Source organism: Proteus sp. GOKU (assembly GCF_015475555.1).
GTDB lineage: Bacteria > Pseudomonadota > Gammaproteobacteria > Enterobacterales > Enterobacteriaceae > Proteus > Proteus mirabilis_B.
The window spans coordinates 1,153,857-1,172,067 of sequence record NZ_CP034105.1; the positions used below are offsets into that span (position 1 = coordinate 1,153,857).

Annotated in this window: 17 protein-coding genes; 11 read left to right on the forward strand and 6 right to left on the reverse strand. The window is 37.6% G+C overall.

The window, feature by feature from the left end; translation table 11 throughout:
- Positions 1-2: 2 nt before the first annotated feature.
- Together nagA and nagB are read right to left on the reverse strand one after the other, a co-directional pair.
- Entirely contained in the window at positions 3-1,163 is a 1,161-nt protein-coding gene (gene nagA / locus EHE21_RS05330; RefSeq protein WP_194952045.1) for an N-acetylglucosamine-6-phosphate deacetylase, read from the reverse strand.
- 124 nt (positions 1,164-1,287) lie between these two features.
- A complete protein-coding gene (gene nagB, locus EHE21_RS05335; RefSeq protein ID WP_075671607.1) occupies positions 1,288-2,094 on the reverse strand; it encodes a glucosamine-6-phosphate deaminase in 807 nt (268 codons plus the stop codon).
- Positions 2,095-2,448: 354 nt separating this feature from the next.
- Here nagB and nagE point away from each other — a divergent pair, with 354 nt between their 5' ends.
- The 4 genes from nagE to EHE21_RS05355 all read left to right on the forward strand — a co-directional run bounded on the left by nagE (position 2,449) and on the right by EHE21_RS05355 (position 9,787).
- Positions 2,449-4,491: an N-acetylglucosamine-specific PTS transporter subunit IIBC gene (gene nagE, locus EHE21_RS05340; protein ID WP_194952046.1), complete on the forward strand. Its 2,043-nt coding sequence runs from the start codon at positions 2,449-2,451 to the stop codon at positions 4,489-4,491.
- A gap of 197 nt (positions 4,492-4,688) precedes the next feature.
- The gene (gene glnS / locus EHE21_RS05345) at positions 4,689-6,356 is read left to right on the forward strand and encodes a glutamine--tRNA ligase (RefSeq protein ID WP_088493432.1); all 1,668 of its coding nucleotides are present in this window, start codon (positions 4,689-4,691) and stop codon (positions 6,354-6,356) included.
- A 638-nt stretch (positions 6,357-6,994) separates the two neighbouring features.
- On the forward strand, positions 6,995-8,389 hold the full coding sequence (gene chiP / locus EHE21_RS05350; protein ID WP_088493431.1) for a chitoporin ChiP: 1,395 nt from the start codon (positions 6,995-6,997) through the stop codon (positions 8,387-8,389).
- Between the two features lie 558 nt (positions 8,390-8,947).
- On the forward strand, positions 8,948-9,787 hold the full coding sequence (locus EHE21_RS05355) for a DUF817 domain-containing protein (RefSeq protein WP_194952047.1): 840 nt from the start codon (positions 8,948-8,950) through the stop codon (positions 9,785-9,787).
- 79 nt (positions 9,788-9,866) lie between these two features.
- Here the strand turns inward: EHE21_RS05355 and fur are convergent, their stop codons facing one another.
- The 4 genes from fur to ybfF form a co-directional block, all read right to left on the reverse strand.
- Positions 9,867-10,313: a ferric iron uptake transcriptional regulator gene (gene fur, locus EHE21_RS05360; protein ID WP_023581171.1), complete on the reverse strand. Its 447-nt coding sequence runs from the start codon at positions 10,311-10,313 to the stop codon at positions 9,867-9,869.
- 189 nt (positions 10,314-10,502) lie between these two features.
- Positions 10,503-11,030: a flavodoxin FldA gene (gene fldA / locus EHE21_RS05365; protein ID WP_004244384.1), complete on the reverse strand. Its 528-nt coding sequence runs from the start codon at positions 11,028-11,030 to the stop codon at positions 10,503-10,505.
- A 274-nt stretch (positions 11,031-11,304) separates the two neighbouring features.
- Positions 11,305-11,613: a LexA regulated protein gene (gene ybfE / locus EHE21_RS05370; protein ID WP_036912278.1), complete on the reverse strand. Its 309-nt coding sequence runs from the start codon at positions 11,611-11,613 to the stop codon at positions 11,305-11,307.
- A 212-nt stretch (positions 11,614-11,825) separates the two neighbouring features.
- Complete coding sequence (gene ybfF / locus EHE21_RS05375) at positions 11,826-12,608, reverse strand: esterase (RefSeq protein WP_194952048.1); 783 nt, start codon at positions 12,606-12,608, stop codon at positions 11,826-11,828.
- Positions 12,609-13,068: 460 nt separating this feature from the next.
- Here ybfF and seqA point away from each other — a divergent pair, with 460 nt between their 5' ends.
- The 7 genes from seqA (at position 13,069) to EHE21_RS05410 (ending at position 18,202) form a co-directional block, all read left to right on the forward strand.
- Positions 13,069-13,632: a replication initiation negative regulator SeqA gene (gene seqA / locus EHE21_RS05380; protein WP_194952049.1), complete on the forward strand. Its 564-nt coding sequence runs from the start codon at positions 13,069-13,071 to the stop codon at positions 13,630-13,632.
- 74 nt (positions 13,633-13,706) lie between these two features.
- Positions 13,707-15,347, forward strand: coding sequence for a phosphoglucomutase (alpha-D-glucose-1,6-bisphosphate-dependent) (gene pgm / locus EHE21_RS05385; protein ID WP_194952050.1), 1,641 nt, complete (start codon positions 13,707-13,709; stop codon positions 15,345-15,347).
- A 146-nt stretch (positions 15,348-15,493) separates the two neighbouring features.
- Positions 15,494-15,976, forward strand: coding sequence for a DUF1456 family protein (locus tag EHE21_RS05390; RefSeq protein WP_036938475.1), 483 nt, complete (start codon positions 15,494-15,496; stop codon positions 15,974-15,976).
- Between the two features lie 155 nt (positions 15,977-16,131).
- Positions 16,132-16,374 (forward strand): type II toxin-antitoxin system ParD family antitoxin, encoded by a 243-nt coding sequence (locus EHE21_RS05395; protein ID WP_194952051.1) that lies wholly within the window; start codon positions 16,132-16,134, stop codon positions 16,372-16,374.
- Positions 16,367-16,660 (forward strand): type II toxin-antitoxin system RelE/ParE family toxin, encoded by a 294-nt coding sequence (locus tag EHE21_RS05400; RefSeq protein ID WP_194952052.1) that lies wholly within the window; start codon positions 16,367-16,369, stop codon positions 16,658-16,660. The genes EHE21_RS05395 and EHE21_RS05400 overlap by 8 nt, the downstream gene beginning before the upstream one ends.
- A gap of 369 nt (positions 16,661-17,029) precedes the next feature.
- On the forward strand, positions 17,030-17,236 hold the full coding sequence (locus EHE21_RS05405) for a YbfA family protein (protein ID WP_036912074.1): 207 nt from the start codon (positions 17,030-17,032) through the stop codon (positions 17,234-17,236).
- 222 nt (positions 17,237-17,458) lie between these two features.
- The gene (locus EHE21_RS05410) at positions 17,459-18,202 is read left to right on the forward strand and encodes a type 2 GTP cyclohydrolase I (protein WP_194952053.1); all 744 of its coding nucleotides are present in this window, start codon (positions 17,459-17,461) and stop codon (positions 18,200-18,202) included.
- Positions 18,203-18,211 lie beyond the last annotated feature (9 nt).

The window sequence follows — 18,211 nt, forward strand, 5'->3', positions numbered from 1 at the left end:
AGTTATTCAGTTATTTCGATACCATTGACAAACGTTGTACAAAGGTTGAAGTCCTTATCAAAAGAAGCGAGGTTAGCAATTTTTCCAGCTTCAATTGTTCCCAATTCTTTTTCCATTCCAATTGCACGAGCAGGATATAGAGTTGTCATCCGCAATGTTTCATCTAATGGAATACCTACATGGATCACGCTATTTTTAATTGCACCAATCATGGTTAGTGATGATCCACTTAATGTGCCATCTGCATCGACACAAAGACCATTACGATAATATATGGTTTTACCGGCAAAAACGAAGCTATCCATCTCATTTTTGCTAGGATCAAGCCCCGCTGGCGCAGTTGCGTCTGTGACTAAAAGTAATTTTTCACCTTTCAAACGCTTACTGTTACGAATATTTGCCCATGAAACATGTAAACCATCAGCAATGATACCAGCATAAACTTCAGGTGTATCATAAATGGCACCTACAAGCCCTGGGCCTCTGCCTGTAATATAAGGCATTGCGTTGTAAAGGTGAGTCGATAATGAGATACCATTACGGAATCCTTTACGTGCTTCTTCATAAGTCGAATTAGAATGACCCGCAGAAACAATGATACCTGCTTTGATTAATTGACGAACATACTTTTCATCAACCATTTCTGGCGCGAGGGTGATTTTGGCGATGACATCAGCATTATCGCACAAATAGCTAATCATCTGAGCACTTGGTTGACGAATAAATTGTGGATCATGAGTCCCTTTTTTAATCACATTGATATATGGACCTTCTAAATGTAATCCCAATACTTTATTTTCATGTTTCTTCATATAAGCACGAGTTGCTTCAATGCCTATTTTCATCAATTCATCAGAACAGGTAATTAGCGTTGGCAAATAGCTAGTGCAACCTAAGCGTTCATTCGCTTTTTGCATAATTTCTAACGTTTCAACGGTGACATTTTCAGGAGTATCATTAAATTGCACACCGCCACAACCATTAACCTGTAAATCAATAAAACCAGGAGAGACAATTGCACCTTTCATATCACGAACAGTGATATCTTTTGGCAGTTGATCCTGTGGGCAAACCTGCTCAATACGGGAGCCGTTAATAATAATGGCGTGGTTTTCTAAACGGTCGTAACCTGTATAAATAACAGCATTTGTTAAGGCAAACATACCTTTGTCTCCTGATAAGGGAAGTCAATCTAAAAAGCCGATATCAGCCAGCAAATTCTGGCTGATAAGTAAGAGAGCTTAGCCTTTTCCGCTACTTAATCAGTAGGTACTTATTTTACTAAACTTAGTCTTGGTATTTCTGACACTCTTGCGCTTCAATCTGTTGGAAATAACGCAATGTTTTTACACGTAATTCCATTGTTGCAGGATCATCACACACTAAAATTGCTTTAGGGTGAAGTTGAACACAGGAAATCGTCCATAAATGGTTAACAGCGCCTTCTGTTGCTGCATGTACTGCTTGCGCTTTATTAAAACCGGTCGCCAAAATCATTAATTCTTCAGCATCTAATAATGTGCCTACACCGACTGTCAGTGCATATTTAGGGACATGATTAACATTATTGTCGAAGAAACGTGAATTTGCTAAGCGTGTATCTTCAGTTAGCGTTTTCATTCGAGTGCGTGAGGAGAGTGAAGACGCAGGTTCATTAAATGCAATGTGACCGTCGTTACCTACACCGCCCATAAACAGATTGATTTTGCCATAAGACTTGATTTTAGCTTCATAGCGTTCGCATTCTGCTTGTGGATCTTCAGCATTACCATTTAATAAATTGATATTTTCATCTTTAATATCAATATGATTAAAGAAGTTTTCATACATAAAAGTACGATAACTTTGTGAATGATCTGATGGAATACCAACATATTCATCCATATTGAACGTCACAACGTGTTGGAAGCTGACTTTTCCTGCACGATGCAATTCAATTAATTCTTTATATGTCGCCAATGGCGTGCCACCAGTCGGTAAACCAAGTACGAAAGGGCGCTCTGCGGTTGGATTAAACGCGTTGATTTTCTCAACGATATAATTTGCAGACCACTTACCAACTTGTTTTGCCGTGGATAGGGGGATTAACCTCATAGTAACCTCATAGAAAAAAGACAAATCTGATAACTCAGTAACGTGTTATTTCATCGTGTGATTATCAGTGGCTCATCTATAACACGAATTTCTTTTCATTTTTAGCTGATGATCGAAATGTCCCGCCAAAAGATATTTTTAATCATAAAATAAGCTTTCTGACTTAGCCAGCATTTCAGCTAAAAATTATACGATATTAGTGACTTTAATCACAAACTATGACTAATTAATTTGCGATACGAAATAATTTTTTTAGACTAAAAATGGAATTAAATAATTAGCTCATCAATTTTATTATAAAATATGAATGAGTATGAATAAGATCCCGCATAGGGGCTATCCAAGGGGGAGTTTGTGAATATTTTAAGTTATCTGCAGAAGATAGGACGGGCGCTGATGGTGCCTGTTGCTACATTACCTGCAGCAGCAATTCTGATGGGGATTGGCTACTGGATTGACCCAGTAGGCTGGGGTGGCGATAACGCGCTTGCTGCCTTACTTATCAAATCTGGTGCTGCCATCATCGACAATATGTCAGTCTTGTTTGCCATTGGTGTTGCTTATGGTATGTCGAAAGACAAAGACGGTGCTGCCGCTTTAACAGGATTTGTTGGGTTCTTAGTCGTGACAACGCTTTGCTCTCCAGCTGCGGTGTCAATGATCAAAGGCCTACCTTTAGAAGAGGTTCCAGTTGCTTTTGGTAAAATAAATAACCAGTTTGTTGGGATCTTGGTTGGTGTACTTTCTGCCGAGCTTTATAACCGCTTTAGTAGCGTTGAACTGCCTCGCGCACTGTCATTCTTTAGTGGTCGCCGTTTAGTTCCTATCCTAACCTCATTTTTAATGATCATCGTCGCCTTTATTCTGATGTATATCTGGCCTGTGATTTATGGCGGATTAGTCAGCTTCGGTGAAAGCATTAAAGATATGGGCGCATTAGGTGCAGGTATCTACGCATTCTTTAACCGTTTATTAATTCCAGTTGGCTTACACCATGCGTTGAACTCTGTATTCTGGTTTGACGTTGCCGGTATTAACGATATTCCTAACTTCCTTGCAGGTCAGCAAGCTATTGATTCTGGCTTAGCAACTGTGGGTGTAACAGGTCGTTATCAAGCAGGTTTCTTCCCAGTAATGATGTTTGGTTTACCGGGTGCAGCGCTTGCTATCTATCACTGCGCACGTAAAGAGAACAAAGCAAAAGTTGCGGGTATCATGATTGCAGGTGCATTTGCTGCTTTCTTCACAGGTATTACTGAACCACTTGAATTCTCCTTTATGTTTGTGGCGCCTGTGCTCTATGTTATTCACGCATTCTTAATGGCGATTTCTGTTTATATCGCAGCAAGCATGGAGTGGATTTCAGGATTCGGCTTTAGTGCGGGCTTAGTGGATATGTTCTTATCTTCACGTAACCCACTGGCTGTTCATTGGTACATGCTGATTGTTCAAGGTATTGTTTTCTTCTTTATCTATTACGGTATTTTCCGTTTCACTATCACAAAATTTAACCTGAAAACTCCGGGTCGTGAAGATGATGTGATGGGTGATGAAACTGCTGATGGCTATGATGAAGATATCAAAACAGCGCCAGCAAATAGTAAAGAAGGTATTCAACAAGAAGCTCGTCAATATATCGCAGCTATCGGTGGTTCTGATAATTTAACGGGTATTGATGCTTGTATTACCCGTTTACGCTTAAATGTAAAAGATGCCACTGTTGTTAATGATGCCTATGCAAAACGCTTAGGTGCATCAGGTGTTATTCGCTTAAACAAACAAAGTGTTCAAGTGATTGTAGGTACACGTGCTGAATTAGTCGCTAACGCTATGCGTGATGTATTGACTCAAGGCCCTGTGCCAGCTTATGAAGCGTCAGCTGCCTCAACAGTCTCTACTGAAAAAGCACCTGTAAAACAAGCCAACACAAATGCAAAAGTGTTACTTGAAATGATTGCGCCTTTTGATGGTGAGGTCGTGGCATTGAAAGATGTGCCTGATGAAGCGTTCTCTAGTGGTGTTGTTGGGGATGGTGTAGCAATCAAACCAACCTCTAATATCGTGATGGCACCTGCAACAGGTACTGTTGTTAAGATTTTTGATACTAATCATGCATTTTGTATCGAGACTGACAATGGTGTTGAAATCATCGTACACATGGGAATTGATACCGTTGCATTAGGTGGCAAAGGCTTCAAGCGTTTAGTTGAAGAAGGTGCAGACGTTAAAGTCGGTCAACCTATCTTAGAATTAGATCTTGAATATCTGAACGCTAATGCCAAATCGATGATAAGCCCTGTCATTGTTAGCAATATCGATGATTTTGATAAGATTGCTGAACAAGTTGATGGTGTTGTGGTCGGAAATAAAACGGTTATCTACAACGTGTTAAAATAAATTCTATCTAGATATTTAATCCTCTATAAAGAGATGGTTAAATAAGACGATAAAACGGGGAGTCTTTCAAACTTCCCGTTTTTTTATCTCTATTTTGATAAATATCTCAGGGGTGTATTTAGCTAAGGTATTTATGAAACCTGCTTATTGGATTATAGTGGGTTAATTATGCGTTTTGCTTTGAGGAAAAAATGACCATGAATGAGGCAGATGCCCGCCCAACGAACTTTATTCGTCAAATTATTGACGAAGATCTGGCTACTGGGAAACATAATAGCGTTCAAACGCGTTTCCCACCTGAACCTAATGGCTATCTTCATATCGGCCATGCGAAATCAATTTGCCTGAATTTTGGTATTGCTAAAGATTATCAGGGAAAATGTAATCTACGTTTTGATGATACCAATCCAGTAAAAGAAGATATTGAGTACATCAACTCAATTCAAAAAGATGTTCAGTGGTTAGGTTTCCAATGGGAAGGTAGCATTCATTACTCCTCAGATTATTTTGATCAACTTTATCAATATGCGATTGAGCTGATTAATAAAGGCTTAGCTTACGTTGATGAGTTAAGCGCTGAAGAAATTCGTGAATACCGCGGTACATTAAAAGAGCCAGGTAAAAACAGCCCTTATCGCTCACGTAGCGTAGAAGAGAACTTAGCGCTGTTTGAAAAAATGCGTGCTGGTGGCTTTGAAGAAGGTAAAGCGTGCTTACGTGCGAAAATTGATATGGCATCACCATTTATTGTTATGCGTGATCCTGTGCTTTATCGTATTAAATTCGCTGAACATCACCAAACTGGAAATAAATGGTGCATTTATCCAATGTATGATTTTACCCACTGTATCTCTGATGCACTGGAAAATATCACACATTCTTTATGTACTTTAGAATTCCAAGATAACCGCCGTTTATATGATTGGGTGCTGGATAATATCACTATCCCTTGTCATCCTCGTCAATATGAATTCTCACGTCTTAACCTTGAATACACAGTGATGTCAAAACGTAAGCTGAATCAGCTTGTGACAGAAAACATTGTGAATGGTTGGGATGATCCTCGTATGCCAACAATTTCAGGCTTACGTCGTCGTGGTTATACCGCAGAATCTATTCGTGAATTCTGTCTACGTATTGGTGTGACGAAACAAGAAAACAACGTCGAAATGGCAGCTCTGGAATCTTGTATTCGTGATGACTTAAACGAAAATGCACCACGCGCAATGGCTGTTATCGATCCTGTTCGTTTAGTGATTGAAAATATGCCAGAAGGTGAAGAAATTCTTGTTGCACCAAATCACCCAAATAAACCAGAAATGGGAACGCGAGAAGTGCCATTTAGCCGTGAAATCTATATTGATCGCGCTGACTTCAAAGAAGAAGCAAACCGTCAATATAAACGTCTAGTGCTAGGTAAAGAAGTACGTTTACGTAATGCTTATGTTATTAAAGCTGAACGTGTTGAGAAAGACGAACAAGGCGAAATTACGACTATTTACTGTACCTATGATGCAGAGACTTTAAATAAAGATCCTGCTGATGGACGTAAAGTAAAAGGCGTTATTCACTGGGTAAGCATTCCACATGCGATCCCAGCTGAAATCCGTCTTTATGACCGTTTATTTAGCGTACCAAACCCGGCGGCAGAAGATGATTTCTTATCAACAATTAACCCAGAATCATTAGTTATTCGTGAAGGTTTTGTAGAGCGTAGCTTAAAAGATGCGGTTATCGAGAAAGCGTATCAATTTGAGCGTGAAGGCTACTTCTGTGCTGATAAGCTTTCAACGGCGGATAAACTTGTGTTTAACCGTACTGTGGGCTTACGTGACACTTGGGCGAAGATTTCTCAACAAGGCTAATTTGACGTGCTTTAAGTCACATTAGTGCCTTAATGAATAAAATGCTCGGTAATTTATTTATCGAGCATTTTTTTATCTGTTTTACAGCTTATTTTGCCTAATTTTTCATCTATTGATATTAAATATTTACTATTCTTAATTTGATTAGCCTCTCGTTTTATCTTTTTTAGGTGATAAGTTTTCATTTATTTCGTTTGAAATAGTTTATTCACTATCACTTTATTCTTTTGTTTTTTCATATCATCACGCTAAATAACACTGTAATAAGAAAAGTGTGATTCACACCACATATTTTACATCATTAAAAAAGATTATTTATAAATACTACTTATTATTCCTTTCTATAAAAACGAAATTTTATATCATTTAAAGATTGATTTATAAAATACAATTAAATCAAGTGATTATGTTTATTTTTAACCAATCTTTATAAAAGAAAGAAAATGAAACGATCATTTAGTTATGTGCCCTTTGTCATATTTTGATAAAAATTCTTTTTTTTTGGTTGATAATTCGCGTCGCGAAAAATATGCTGTTTATAACCTAATTTAGGTTTTTTCCCCACTTGGGGTTTTATATTTGGAAATAGGCATTGTGCTTATTTCTTTTTTAGTCAAAGTCAAAGAGGAAACAATGCTATGGTTATGCAAAATGCTAAACCAGGCAGGGTGGCACTTGCCGTTATGGGCGCATTGCTTGTAACTGCACTACCTGCAAAAATGTCTCATGCTGAAGGGTTTATTGATGACTCAACCTTAACAGGCGGTCTTTTTTATTGGCAACGTGACCGTGATAGAAAAGAGTTAACACCAAATAGCCCTGATTACGGCAAATACAAAGCTAACTTACACCATTCTACTTTCAACGCTAATCTCGATTTCTCATCAGGTTACCTTGGTGATTTTATTGGTATTGATTTAGCTGCCTTTGGTGCGGCTGAATTGAATAACAGTGGCCCTGCGGCACCTAATGAAATCGGTTTTAGTGATGCAAAAAGTCGCTGGGATGAAAAATGGACTGGCGATCGCAGTGGCATGAGCGTTTATAAAGCGGCTGCGAAATTCAAATTAGGTAACTTCTGGGCTCAAGGTGGATATATTCAACCTAAAGGCCAAAGCTTATTGCGTCCACACTGGAGCTTCTTACCGGGAACTTACCGCGGTGCTGAAGCGGGCGCTGTCTTTGATTTCGATAAAAGTGGTGAATTATCTTTCTCCTATATGTGGACAGATGAATATAAAGCACCATGGTATCGGAATATGTACAATTTCCGTAAAGCTGATCTAGAAACGAATATCAGCTATCTTCACTCTTTCGGCGCTAAATATGATTTTAAAAACAGCTTAGTGTTAGAAGCTGCATTTGGTCAGGCTGATGGTTATATCGATCAGTATTTTGGTAAAGTTTCTTATGATTTCCCAATTGCTGACAATGCATTAAGAACGTCTTACCAATTCTACGGTGCTAAAGATAAAGTTACCGGTGGTGGCGTTAATGACGTTTATGATGGGCTGGCATGGTTACAAGCACTGACTTTTGGTTATACCTACAATGTATTTGACTTCAAAGTAGAAGGAACGTGGGTTAAAGCTGAAGGTAATCAAGGTTATTTCTTACAACGTATGACTCCGGGCTGGGCAACCTCTAATGGTCGTCTTGATGTCTGGTGGGATGGTCGTTCTGACTTTAACGCCAATGGTGAAAAAGCACTTTATGCTGGCGTTATGTATGATCTGAAAAACTGGGATCTGTCAGGCTGGGCAGTAGGTACTTCTTATGTTTACGCATGGGATGCTAAGCCAAGTGGTAAAGCTATTTATGACCAAGGTCAGCGTATCAGAGAAAGTGCATGGAATGCGGATATTATGTATACGGTTCAAGAAGGTCGCGCTAAAGGCACTCTCTTTAAGCTTCACTATACCCGTTATGATAACCACTCCGATATTCCAAGTTATGAAGGTGGTTTTGGTAATATTTTCCAAGATGAAAAAGACGTTAAGTTTAACGTGATAATGCCATTTACTATTTTCTAATATCAGCATAAGGATAAAGTGTATTAATTGCACTTTATCCTGAATAAAACTAAAAAAGCTAAATACGATTACGATAAGTAAAAATAAGTAGTAGAAAGGTAGGGATGCGGTAATTAAGAAGAGCCTTACAAATAAGCCTCGTTAATAAAGTGAAGTTGTCAGCAGTAGTAAAAAGTGGAAGTAAAAGAGTAGAAGTAAAAGAGTAAAAGAGTAAAAGCAGTAAAGAGTCGTTTTAAAATCGCAGTATGTAGTAAAAGTAATGAAGTAAAGTCGTCATGTCATGTCGTCTGAGATAAATGTGAGTGGGTTATGTTTATCTCCTGTGCTTCAGTTATTTCGCAAAATTTGCGTAAGGTATTTACCCTAAGTAAAGGAAGTCAGAGTGGGTATCGTAGTGGGGGGTAAATACCTTTATTTTTTAATTCCTTTCTTTTTCGTCCTTTTCATCCTTGTAGGTTTTTTTATTCTATGGCAAATTTCTTGCCATTCATTTTATCTCACCTTATTTATTATTCTGCATTGAATGCTGTTCGATAATGCGAGTTTTCAGGAAGAAGCATGTTAAAGCGATTGGATGATTTTTTATTAGAACCGCCATTGAAACCCTTTAAAGGTATAAAACGATTTATTGTTGAATTTCTTTTTTTTGGTGTAAAAGAGGCGCGTTCTTGTTTATTTGCCGGATTTTTCTTTTTTATTTTATTTGCAACACCAAGTAAAGGTATCTTTGGTATACCTCGTTATGACGTGCTTCTTATTCTCGCTATCGCTTTTCAATTATGGATGGTGTGGGGAAAGCTAGAAACATGGGATGAATTAAAAGCGATCTGTTTTTTCCACATTGTTGGGTTTGTGATGGAATTATTTAAAACATCAGCGGCAATTGGATCGTGGAAATACCCTGATTTTGCTTATACAAAATTGTGGGAAGTCCCTTTGTTTACAGGGTTTATGTACTCTGCGGTAGGAAGTTATTTAATTCAAGCATGGCGTTTTTTAAAAGTACGAATTGAACATTATCCACCTTATTGGATGGCAACTTTGGTTGCTCTCGCTATCTATATTAATTTCTTTTCTCATCACTTTATCGGTGATTATCGCTGGTATTTAACTGCCTTTATTTTAGGTCTTTATGCTCGTAGTGTGGTTTATTTTACTCCTTATGATACTGAGCGAAAAATGCCTTTATTACTCGCTTTTGTTCTAATAGGTTTCTTTATTTGGCTTGCTGAGAATTTCGGTACATTTTTTGGTGTTTGGCAATATCCTAACCAAATTGGTGCTTGGTCTGCTGTACATGCAGGCAAATGGGGCTCTTGGTCACTATTGGTTATTGTCACATTTACCATTGTGGTTCATTTAAAACATATTAAGCACAGTATCAGTGTGGCTAAGTAGAGTTATCCTCGGATTTTAGGCAATAAAAAAGGAACTGTGAACAGTTCCTTTTTTTTACTGAGAGATTATCCAGAATGAATTATTTCTCATCATGTGCGTGGCTATCTTCTTTGCAATTGCCTTCAGCGCAGTGGCCATATAAGTAAAGGCTATGATTGGAAAGCTTGATACCATGACGTTCAGCGATGTTTCTTTGGCGTAATTCAATTGCATCGTCTGTAAACTCGATAACTTTACCACAATCAAGACAAATTAAGTGGTCATGATGGTGTTGTTGAGTTAATTCAAATACTGATTTACCACCTTCAAAATTATGTCGGGTAACAATACCAGCATCATCAAATTGGTTTAAGACGCGATACACTGTTGCCAGACCAATCTCTTCACCGATATCGATGAGTTTTTTGTAGAGATCTTCAGCACTGACATGATGGCACTCAGGATCCTGGAGCACTTCCAAGATCTTTAAGCGAGGAAGTGTAACTTTTAACCCAGCATTTTTTAACGCTTTATTATTGTCGGTCATGCGGATTTAATCCTGTTGCTAATGGTGAATTTAATTTTTGTGCTCACAAATAGGTTTTATTCATTAATACTCGGGTGAATAAATAACCTCATTGATTATAGGCATGATATTTAAAAATAAACACCCCACCTATCACACTATCTTAGCACACCATTGAATAATTATCATTCTCAATATTGAGTATTTATTTTATCCCAGAATTTCGTCTAGGCTCATTTCTTCTTTGATTTGAGCAACCCAAGCGTCAACACGCTCTTCGGTTAATTCTGGTTGACGATCTTCATCAATCGCAAGACCGATAAAATGATTATCATCTGCAAGCCCTTTAGAGGCTTCGAAATGATAACCTTCTGTTGGCCAATGACCTACGATAACTGCGCCACGAGGCTCAATAATATCGCGGATAGTACCCATTGCATCACAGAAATATTCTGCGTAGTCCTCTTGGTCACCACAACCAAATAGTGCAACAAGCTTACCATTGAAATCAATATCTTCTAGTGTTGGGAAAAAGTCATCCCAATCACATTGTGCTTCACCATAATACCAAGTAGGAATACCTAGTAACAGAATATCGAACGCTTCGATGTCTTCTTGACTGGATTTTGCAATATCATGAACTTCGGCATTATCAGCGCCCAGTCTTTCTTGAAGCATTTTGGCAATATTTTCAGTGTTGCCAGTATCACTGCCGAAGAATATTCCTATGATTGCCATAAAGTGAGATAACCTCTTTTATTCTAAATTCGTTATATTTCAAATTGTAGCGTTATTGACTACGTATATTTTCACAAGTTACATACTTTCTTGTATGTTTCCAGTGACTCATTCACTTGTCACCTAGCTACACTTCAAAATATTTAGAGTATATTTGTCTGTGTTTGAACAATTACTAGTGAAAGATAAGCATTGTGTTTTCATAATAGAAAACTAAAAACGTATTTTGACGAAAATAGCAGGCTAATTCTGTCGAATTTGTGTGGTTTATCTGCTAGCTATTTTTGTTTTGATGCATTTTTAAGGCGTGATTTTGCGCCAATTGCTCTAGTAATATTTCTTCAATAAGCTCACTACGACTGACGTTTCTTTCTGTCGCCAACTCATTGAGAGCATTCACAGCATCTTCATTTAATTTTAACTCAACTCGACGTAAGCCATTAACTCTGTCACGTCTTAATTGATTGCGTTTATTAATTCTAAGCTGTTCATCCCGAGAAAGCGGGTTTGTTTTAGGTCGCCCAGGTCTGCGTTCATCTGCGAACAAATCCAGTGTGGTGCGATCAGTTTGTTCTTTTGCCATAAATTTTGCTGTGAAAGGGCGTATACCAATGACTAAATTGCGAAACGCCCAATAATACCCCACATAGTGATGTCTCGCCACTGCTTCCTGACTTTAACCTATTGTGATTTGGTCTTTTTATCAACAGATACTGTTTTTAAGTACAATAATTATACATTCTATTAAGTTATCATTTTTTCAGTGGCGTTATTTTAAGCAGTTAAATTTATTCACTAAGCTTTCTCTAAAAAGCGACGAATTGCCTTAATGACGGTATCTGGTTTTTCTGAATGCACCCAATGCCCCGTGTTTGCAACAACAAAGGCGGTTGCGAGAGGGAATTGACGAGCTATGTTTTCACGATACTCATCCAAAATATAAGGTGATAAACCTCCCCGAATAAATAATACAGGTTGATGCCAAGCTGGTACTTCTTGCCAGCCAATAATGTCTGAATAGGCATTTTGTATTGCAGGTAAATTAAATAGCCACTCACCATTTTTGAATGATTTAAGTAAAAATTGGATCACACCGTCTTCTTTAATAAAAGGACGCATGATTTCCACCGCATCTTGACGGCGCGTGACTTGGGCTTTAGTTACAGCTTCAAGTGCAGCAAAGATTTTGTCATGACGGCGAACATTATAGGCAACAGGTGACATATCAATCACAACAATATTTGCGATACGCTCAGGGGCTAATGCTGTCATCGCCATCGCAATTTTGCCTCCCATTGAGTGACCAATAATAATGGCTTTTGGGATATTTAAACTATCAAGCAATGTAAGCACATCTTGCGCCATATCTTGATAATTCATACTTTCACTATGAGGAGAATGCCCATGATTACGCACATCAATTTGTATCACGGTATTATCTTGGCGAAGTGCGCGACCTAAAACACCTAAATTATTCAGATCACCAAAAAGGCCGTGGATCAAGACGATAGGTAAACTGGATGCAGGTGTCGTTTCAGGTTGGTGTAATTGATAATTTAATAATGTATTGAGTTTCATATTAATGACCAAAATAATTGCGATTTTCTTCTATGATGACATGCACGAGGTGCTAAGCCAACTTATCGTAATAATATGAAAGAGTGATGAAGTTCAGAAATAATTGATAAGAGAAATTTATAAAAAACTATAAAAGCACTATTGTCTAGGTATATATTCCAAACTTATTTAAAAAGTTGAAATCTTGACATTGCTCAAAAATAAATAATTAGAATTTTATATTATTTGGGGGCTGGAGTGGTGTGATATAGTGGAATTTAAAGCTGGCTTTGTGCGAATAAGTTCAAAGAATAGAAGATGATACCGAGATAAACAATAGGATAAATACCGAGCTTAGCCTTTAAAACGGTAGGATCTTGAATAGATCCTCTTTAAGTTATTGAAATTTTACCTATTTTGTTTTTAAAGATTATATCTTATAATCCTAATTACTTTTTTTTGAAAATAGTACTGGGTAGCAATGAAAAAGATAGAAATTGATGACGAACTTTACCGCTATATTGCTAGCGAAACTAGACATATCGGTGAAAGCGCTTCAGATATTTTAAGGCGTCTACTGAAGCTCGATGCCAAACAGCCCGTACAACCAGTCGTTGTCACTGAGTCAGTACAAGCGCCTGTTATTAAACAGGAAGCTGAACCTACACCTATAACACCAGCTATTACACCAGCAAAAAATCCGATCCGTGAAATGCGAGAACTGCTGTTATCTGACAGTTATGCAGAAAAAACAAAATCAGTTGATCGTTTTTTACAGATCCTTTCTACGTTATATAGCCTAGATAGCGCTACTTTTACTCAATCTGCTGAAACAGTACATGGACGAACACGTATCTATTTTGCTGGTGATGAACAAACATTACTCGATAGTGGACGTCATACAAAACCGCGCCATATTTCAGGCACGCCGTTTTGGGTTATTACTAACTCGAACACAGAGCGTAAGAGAACGATGGTACAAAGCATCATGCAGGATATGCAATTTCCTGCAAATGAGATTGATAAGGTGTGTGGAACTATCTAACCACTATTGTTAATTGATGCATTGCAAAGGCTTTTGTTTAAAGCGTGATTGTGATGTCAAATAGGAGAAGATTTGTGGCAATTCATCCAAGAGCAGGGCAGCATACTCGTCAAAGTGATCTGATTAATGTGGCGCAATTAACGTCTCAATATTATTCACTTAAACCACAAGCTAGCAATAACGCTCATCGTGTGAAATTTGGTACATCTGGTCATCGCGGAAGTGCAAATCGCCATAGCTTTAATGAAGCGCATATTTTGGCAATTGCACAAGCTATTGCTGAAGTACGTGCTAAAAATGGAGTAACAGGGCCATGCTACGTGGGTAAAGATACTCATGGACTGTCAGAGCCTGCATTTATTTCTGTTTTAGAAGTACTTGCTGCCAATAAAGTTAAGGTGATTATTCAAGAAAATAATGGCTATACACCAACACCGGCAGTTTCTTTTTCTATTTTGACATACAACGAAGCACATCAAGATATTGCTGATGGTATCGTGATAACACCATCTCATAATCCACCTGAAGATGGCGGTATTAAATATAATCCATCAAATGGTGGACCTGCGGATACAGATTTAACTTCAGTTATTGAGAAACGTGCCAATGAACTGCTTGAAAGCAATTTAGCGGGCATCAAACGTCTTTCTTATGATGAAGCATTAGCAAGCGGTTATATTGAAGCTCAAGACTTAATTATGCCTTATGTCAAAGCGTTAGGTGACGTTGTTGATATGGAAGCTATTAAGAAAGCAGGCTTAAAATTAGGTGTTGATCCATTAGGTGGTTCCGGTATCGAGTACTGGAAACGTATTGGTGAGTATTATGGCCTTGATCTTGAATTAGTTAACGATCAAGTTGATCAGACATTCCGTTTTATGACGCTTGATCATGATGGCGTTATTCGTATGGACTGTTCGTCACCATGGGCAATGGAAGGTTTATTACAACTGCGTGATAAATTTGACTTAGCCTTTGCCAACGATCCTGATTATGACCGTCATGGTATTGTGACACCGTCTGGTTTAATGAATCCAAACCACTATTTAGCGGCTGCAATTAACTATCTTTTCCGTCATCGTCCACAATGGGCTAAAGATGTAAAAGTGGGTAAAACACTGGTTTCAAGTGCAATGATTGACCGTGTTGTCGCTGACTTAGGTCGTGAACTTGTTGAAGTGCCAGTTGGTTTTAAATGGTTTGTTCAAGGCTTATTTAGTGGTGAATTTGGCTTTGGTGGTGAAGAGAGTGCAGGTGCATCTTTCTTACGCTTTAATGGCAAACCATGGTCAACCGATAAAGATGGCATCATTTTATGTCTGTTAGCTGCTGAAATGAAAGCCGTCACAGGTAAAGATCCGCAAGAGCATTATAACGAATTGGCACAACGCTTTGGTTCACCAAGCTATAACCGTATTCAAGCATCAGCAACTCATGAACAAAAAGCGCTGTTGTCTCGCTTATCACCAGAAATGGTAACCGCAAGCACATTAGCCGGAGACCCGATTACTGCACGTTTAACACATGCATCAGGTAATGGCGCATCTATTGGTGGCTTAAAAGTGATGACCGATTACGGTTGGTTTGCGGCTCGTCCTTCTGGCACTGAAGAAGCATATAAGATTTACTGTGAAAGCTTCCGAGGCCCTGAGCATCGTGAATTAATTGAAAAAGAAGCGATTGAAATAGTAAATAATGTTTTTGCTAACAAATAAGTTAGTGCAATAAACTATTTATATAGAATACACTCTACCCAAAGGTAGAGTGTATTTTTTTAATTATTGAATATTTTTAGATCACAGCATTGATATCCATCATTGAGGTTGATTTAGAATTAAAAATAGAGTGGATAATCAATACAATGCAAAATAATTTTGTTTTACGAAGTGTACGTTACATGCTGGATCTAAGTGATGCACATGTTGTTGAAATCATGAAACTGGCTGATTACACAGTTACAAAAGAGTTAGTAAATAGCTGGCTGAAAAAAGACGATGAACCTGAATTTGTCGAGTGTGACGATAATGCAATGGGGCATTTTTTAAATGGTCTAATTTTTTATCGTCGCGGAAAAGATGAAAACTTCCCAGCACCTGAAGTTGAAAAGCGTATTACAAATAACATTATCTTAAAAAAACTGCGTGTCGCTTTTGAATTAAAAGATGTGGATATTCTAAAGATTTATGAGCTTGCGGACTTCCGTGTTTCTAAGCCTGAATTAAGTGCTGTATTTCGTAAACCAGGACATAAAAACTACCGTAACTGTGGCGATCAGCTTGTAAGATACTTCCTGAAAGGATTAACCGAAACCCTGCGTGGTAAAGGTAAAGCAGTTAAGAAATAAGTTCAGGGTATTTTAAGCCATAAAATTCTCTATTTACTGATGACACCCCAAAATTGGTTTTCAATATTGGGGTGTTTTTTTATGGTATTAGCTGGCAAATTAATAAATTTATTGCTACTGTTGTATTACTAAGTAATACAATGTGGGAAGGATTTATGGCACGAGTAACTAGCGTAACTTTGGGTGAACATTTTAATGGTTTTGTTGGTGAAATGATTAATTCAGGACGTTATGGAAATACCTCCGAGGTAATCAGAGATGCTTTACGTATGATGGAAATCAGAGAAGAACGGATCCAAATAGTTCGTAAAATGGTACTAGATGGTGTGAATTCACCAGAAAGTGAAAACAACATGGATGATATTTTTGCAAGAGCTGAAAAGGACTTAAATGTATAAACTCTCTAAATTAGCAGAAGAAGATATTTATCAAATTGCACGTTATACCATTCAGCAATTTGGTGTAACTCAGGCAAAAAAATATCATAATGAGTTAAAACAGACATTTGAGCTACTTGCTCGAGCACCTTGGATTGGGCGAGAGTGTAATTGGGTGTGTGACGGTATGAGACGATTTGAGTTTAAAAAACACTCAATTTATTATCTACCAAAAAATGATACCTTATTTATCGCTCGCCTTATCCATCATTCGATGGATGTGGATTTTCTTGATTTCCCTGAATAAGTATTTCATTACTCACTGCTAAATGTATTATTCAGTTGTGTATTATTTAGCAATAGATCTATATTATTAATACTAAAACCCGCATTCTTGAATATCCTACCTCTCTTCTCTTATTTGATTTTTTTCTTTTTTGATAATTTATCCTCAAAATTATTTACTACAACTTTCATTAAGTAAAAATACCGATCTAATTTTGTTAATAATTATGTTACTTATGTTTCGTTTTTGTTTCCATTCTGAAATTTAATTACATATCAAGCAAAATAAAGGTGATTTTTCGCACGAATTGAGTGGTCTGATCAGTAGTAAAATTTCATCAAATGAGGTAAAATTTCAGTCATCAAATTAATCTCTATACAGGAGAGCACTATGCCAGCTTATAACGAATATACAAAAAAACATGTTTTGGCCCGTCGTACTGGTGCTGTTGCGCTAGGTGTTGTGGCATTTCCTGTTATGATTTTCCATCCTAAACGCGCACAATTTTATAGCTATATACACCGTGTATGGTCTAAAACAAGTGATAAACCAGTTTGGCTGGCAAAATCAGAAGTGGCACTCAATAGTCACAAATAACAGAATATAAAAATAACGCCTGCAAAAGTAGGCGTTATTTTTATCCCGCTTTAAGCACTTTTCCTGTGCTATCTTTTTGTTTTTTCTTATCCTCAAATAATCTTCAATTTTTACGTTACAATAAACAGTAATGAGTCATTTAAACGAAAGCCATTAACCTATTGCTATTTATCTTATTGTTATATAAATAGTGGCATTCGTGATAACAGGGAAATAAATGAAATGAAGAATACTGATCTGGAATTAGTGATTAATGAGAAGTTAAGCATTGAGAACTTTCAAGATTATGCGCCTAATGGACTTCAAGTCGAAGGACGCCCTCATATTCAAAAAATAGTAACGGGTGTGACTGCAAGCCAAGCATTACTTGATGAAGCTGTACGATTAAACGCTGATGCAATTTTAGTACACCACGGTTACTTTTGGAAAAATGAGCCTGTTGTTATTCGTTCAATGAAGCGTAATCGCTTAAAGACATTGCTTTGTAATGACATTAATCTTTTTGGTTATCACCTGCCGTTAGATGCCCACCCAATCTTAGGAAACAATGCTCAATTAGCGTTAAAAATGGGCGTTAAAGTTGAAGGTGAAATATTACCTTTAGTGCCTAAAGGTGTATTTGATTTGCCTTTAACGCCTCTTGAATTAAAAGAACGTTTAGAAAAAGCGTTACAACGCAAGGTATTACATTGTGGTGATAATGCCCCTGAAACTATTCGTAATATTGCTTGGTGCACGGGGGGCGGGCAGGGCTTTATTCAAGATGCAGCAGAGCAGGGTGTGGATGCTTTTGTAACGGGTGAAGTATCGGAACAGACTATTCATATCGCAAGAGAAATGGGCGTTCATTTTTTTGCAGCGGGACACCATGCGACAGAGCGTTATGGTATTAAAGCATTAGGTGAATGGCTTGCTCAAACACATCACTTCGATGTGACGTTTGTTGATATTGATAATCCAGCATAAGCCTACTTA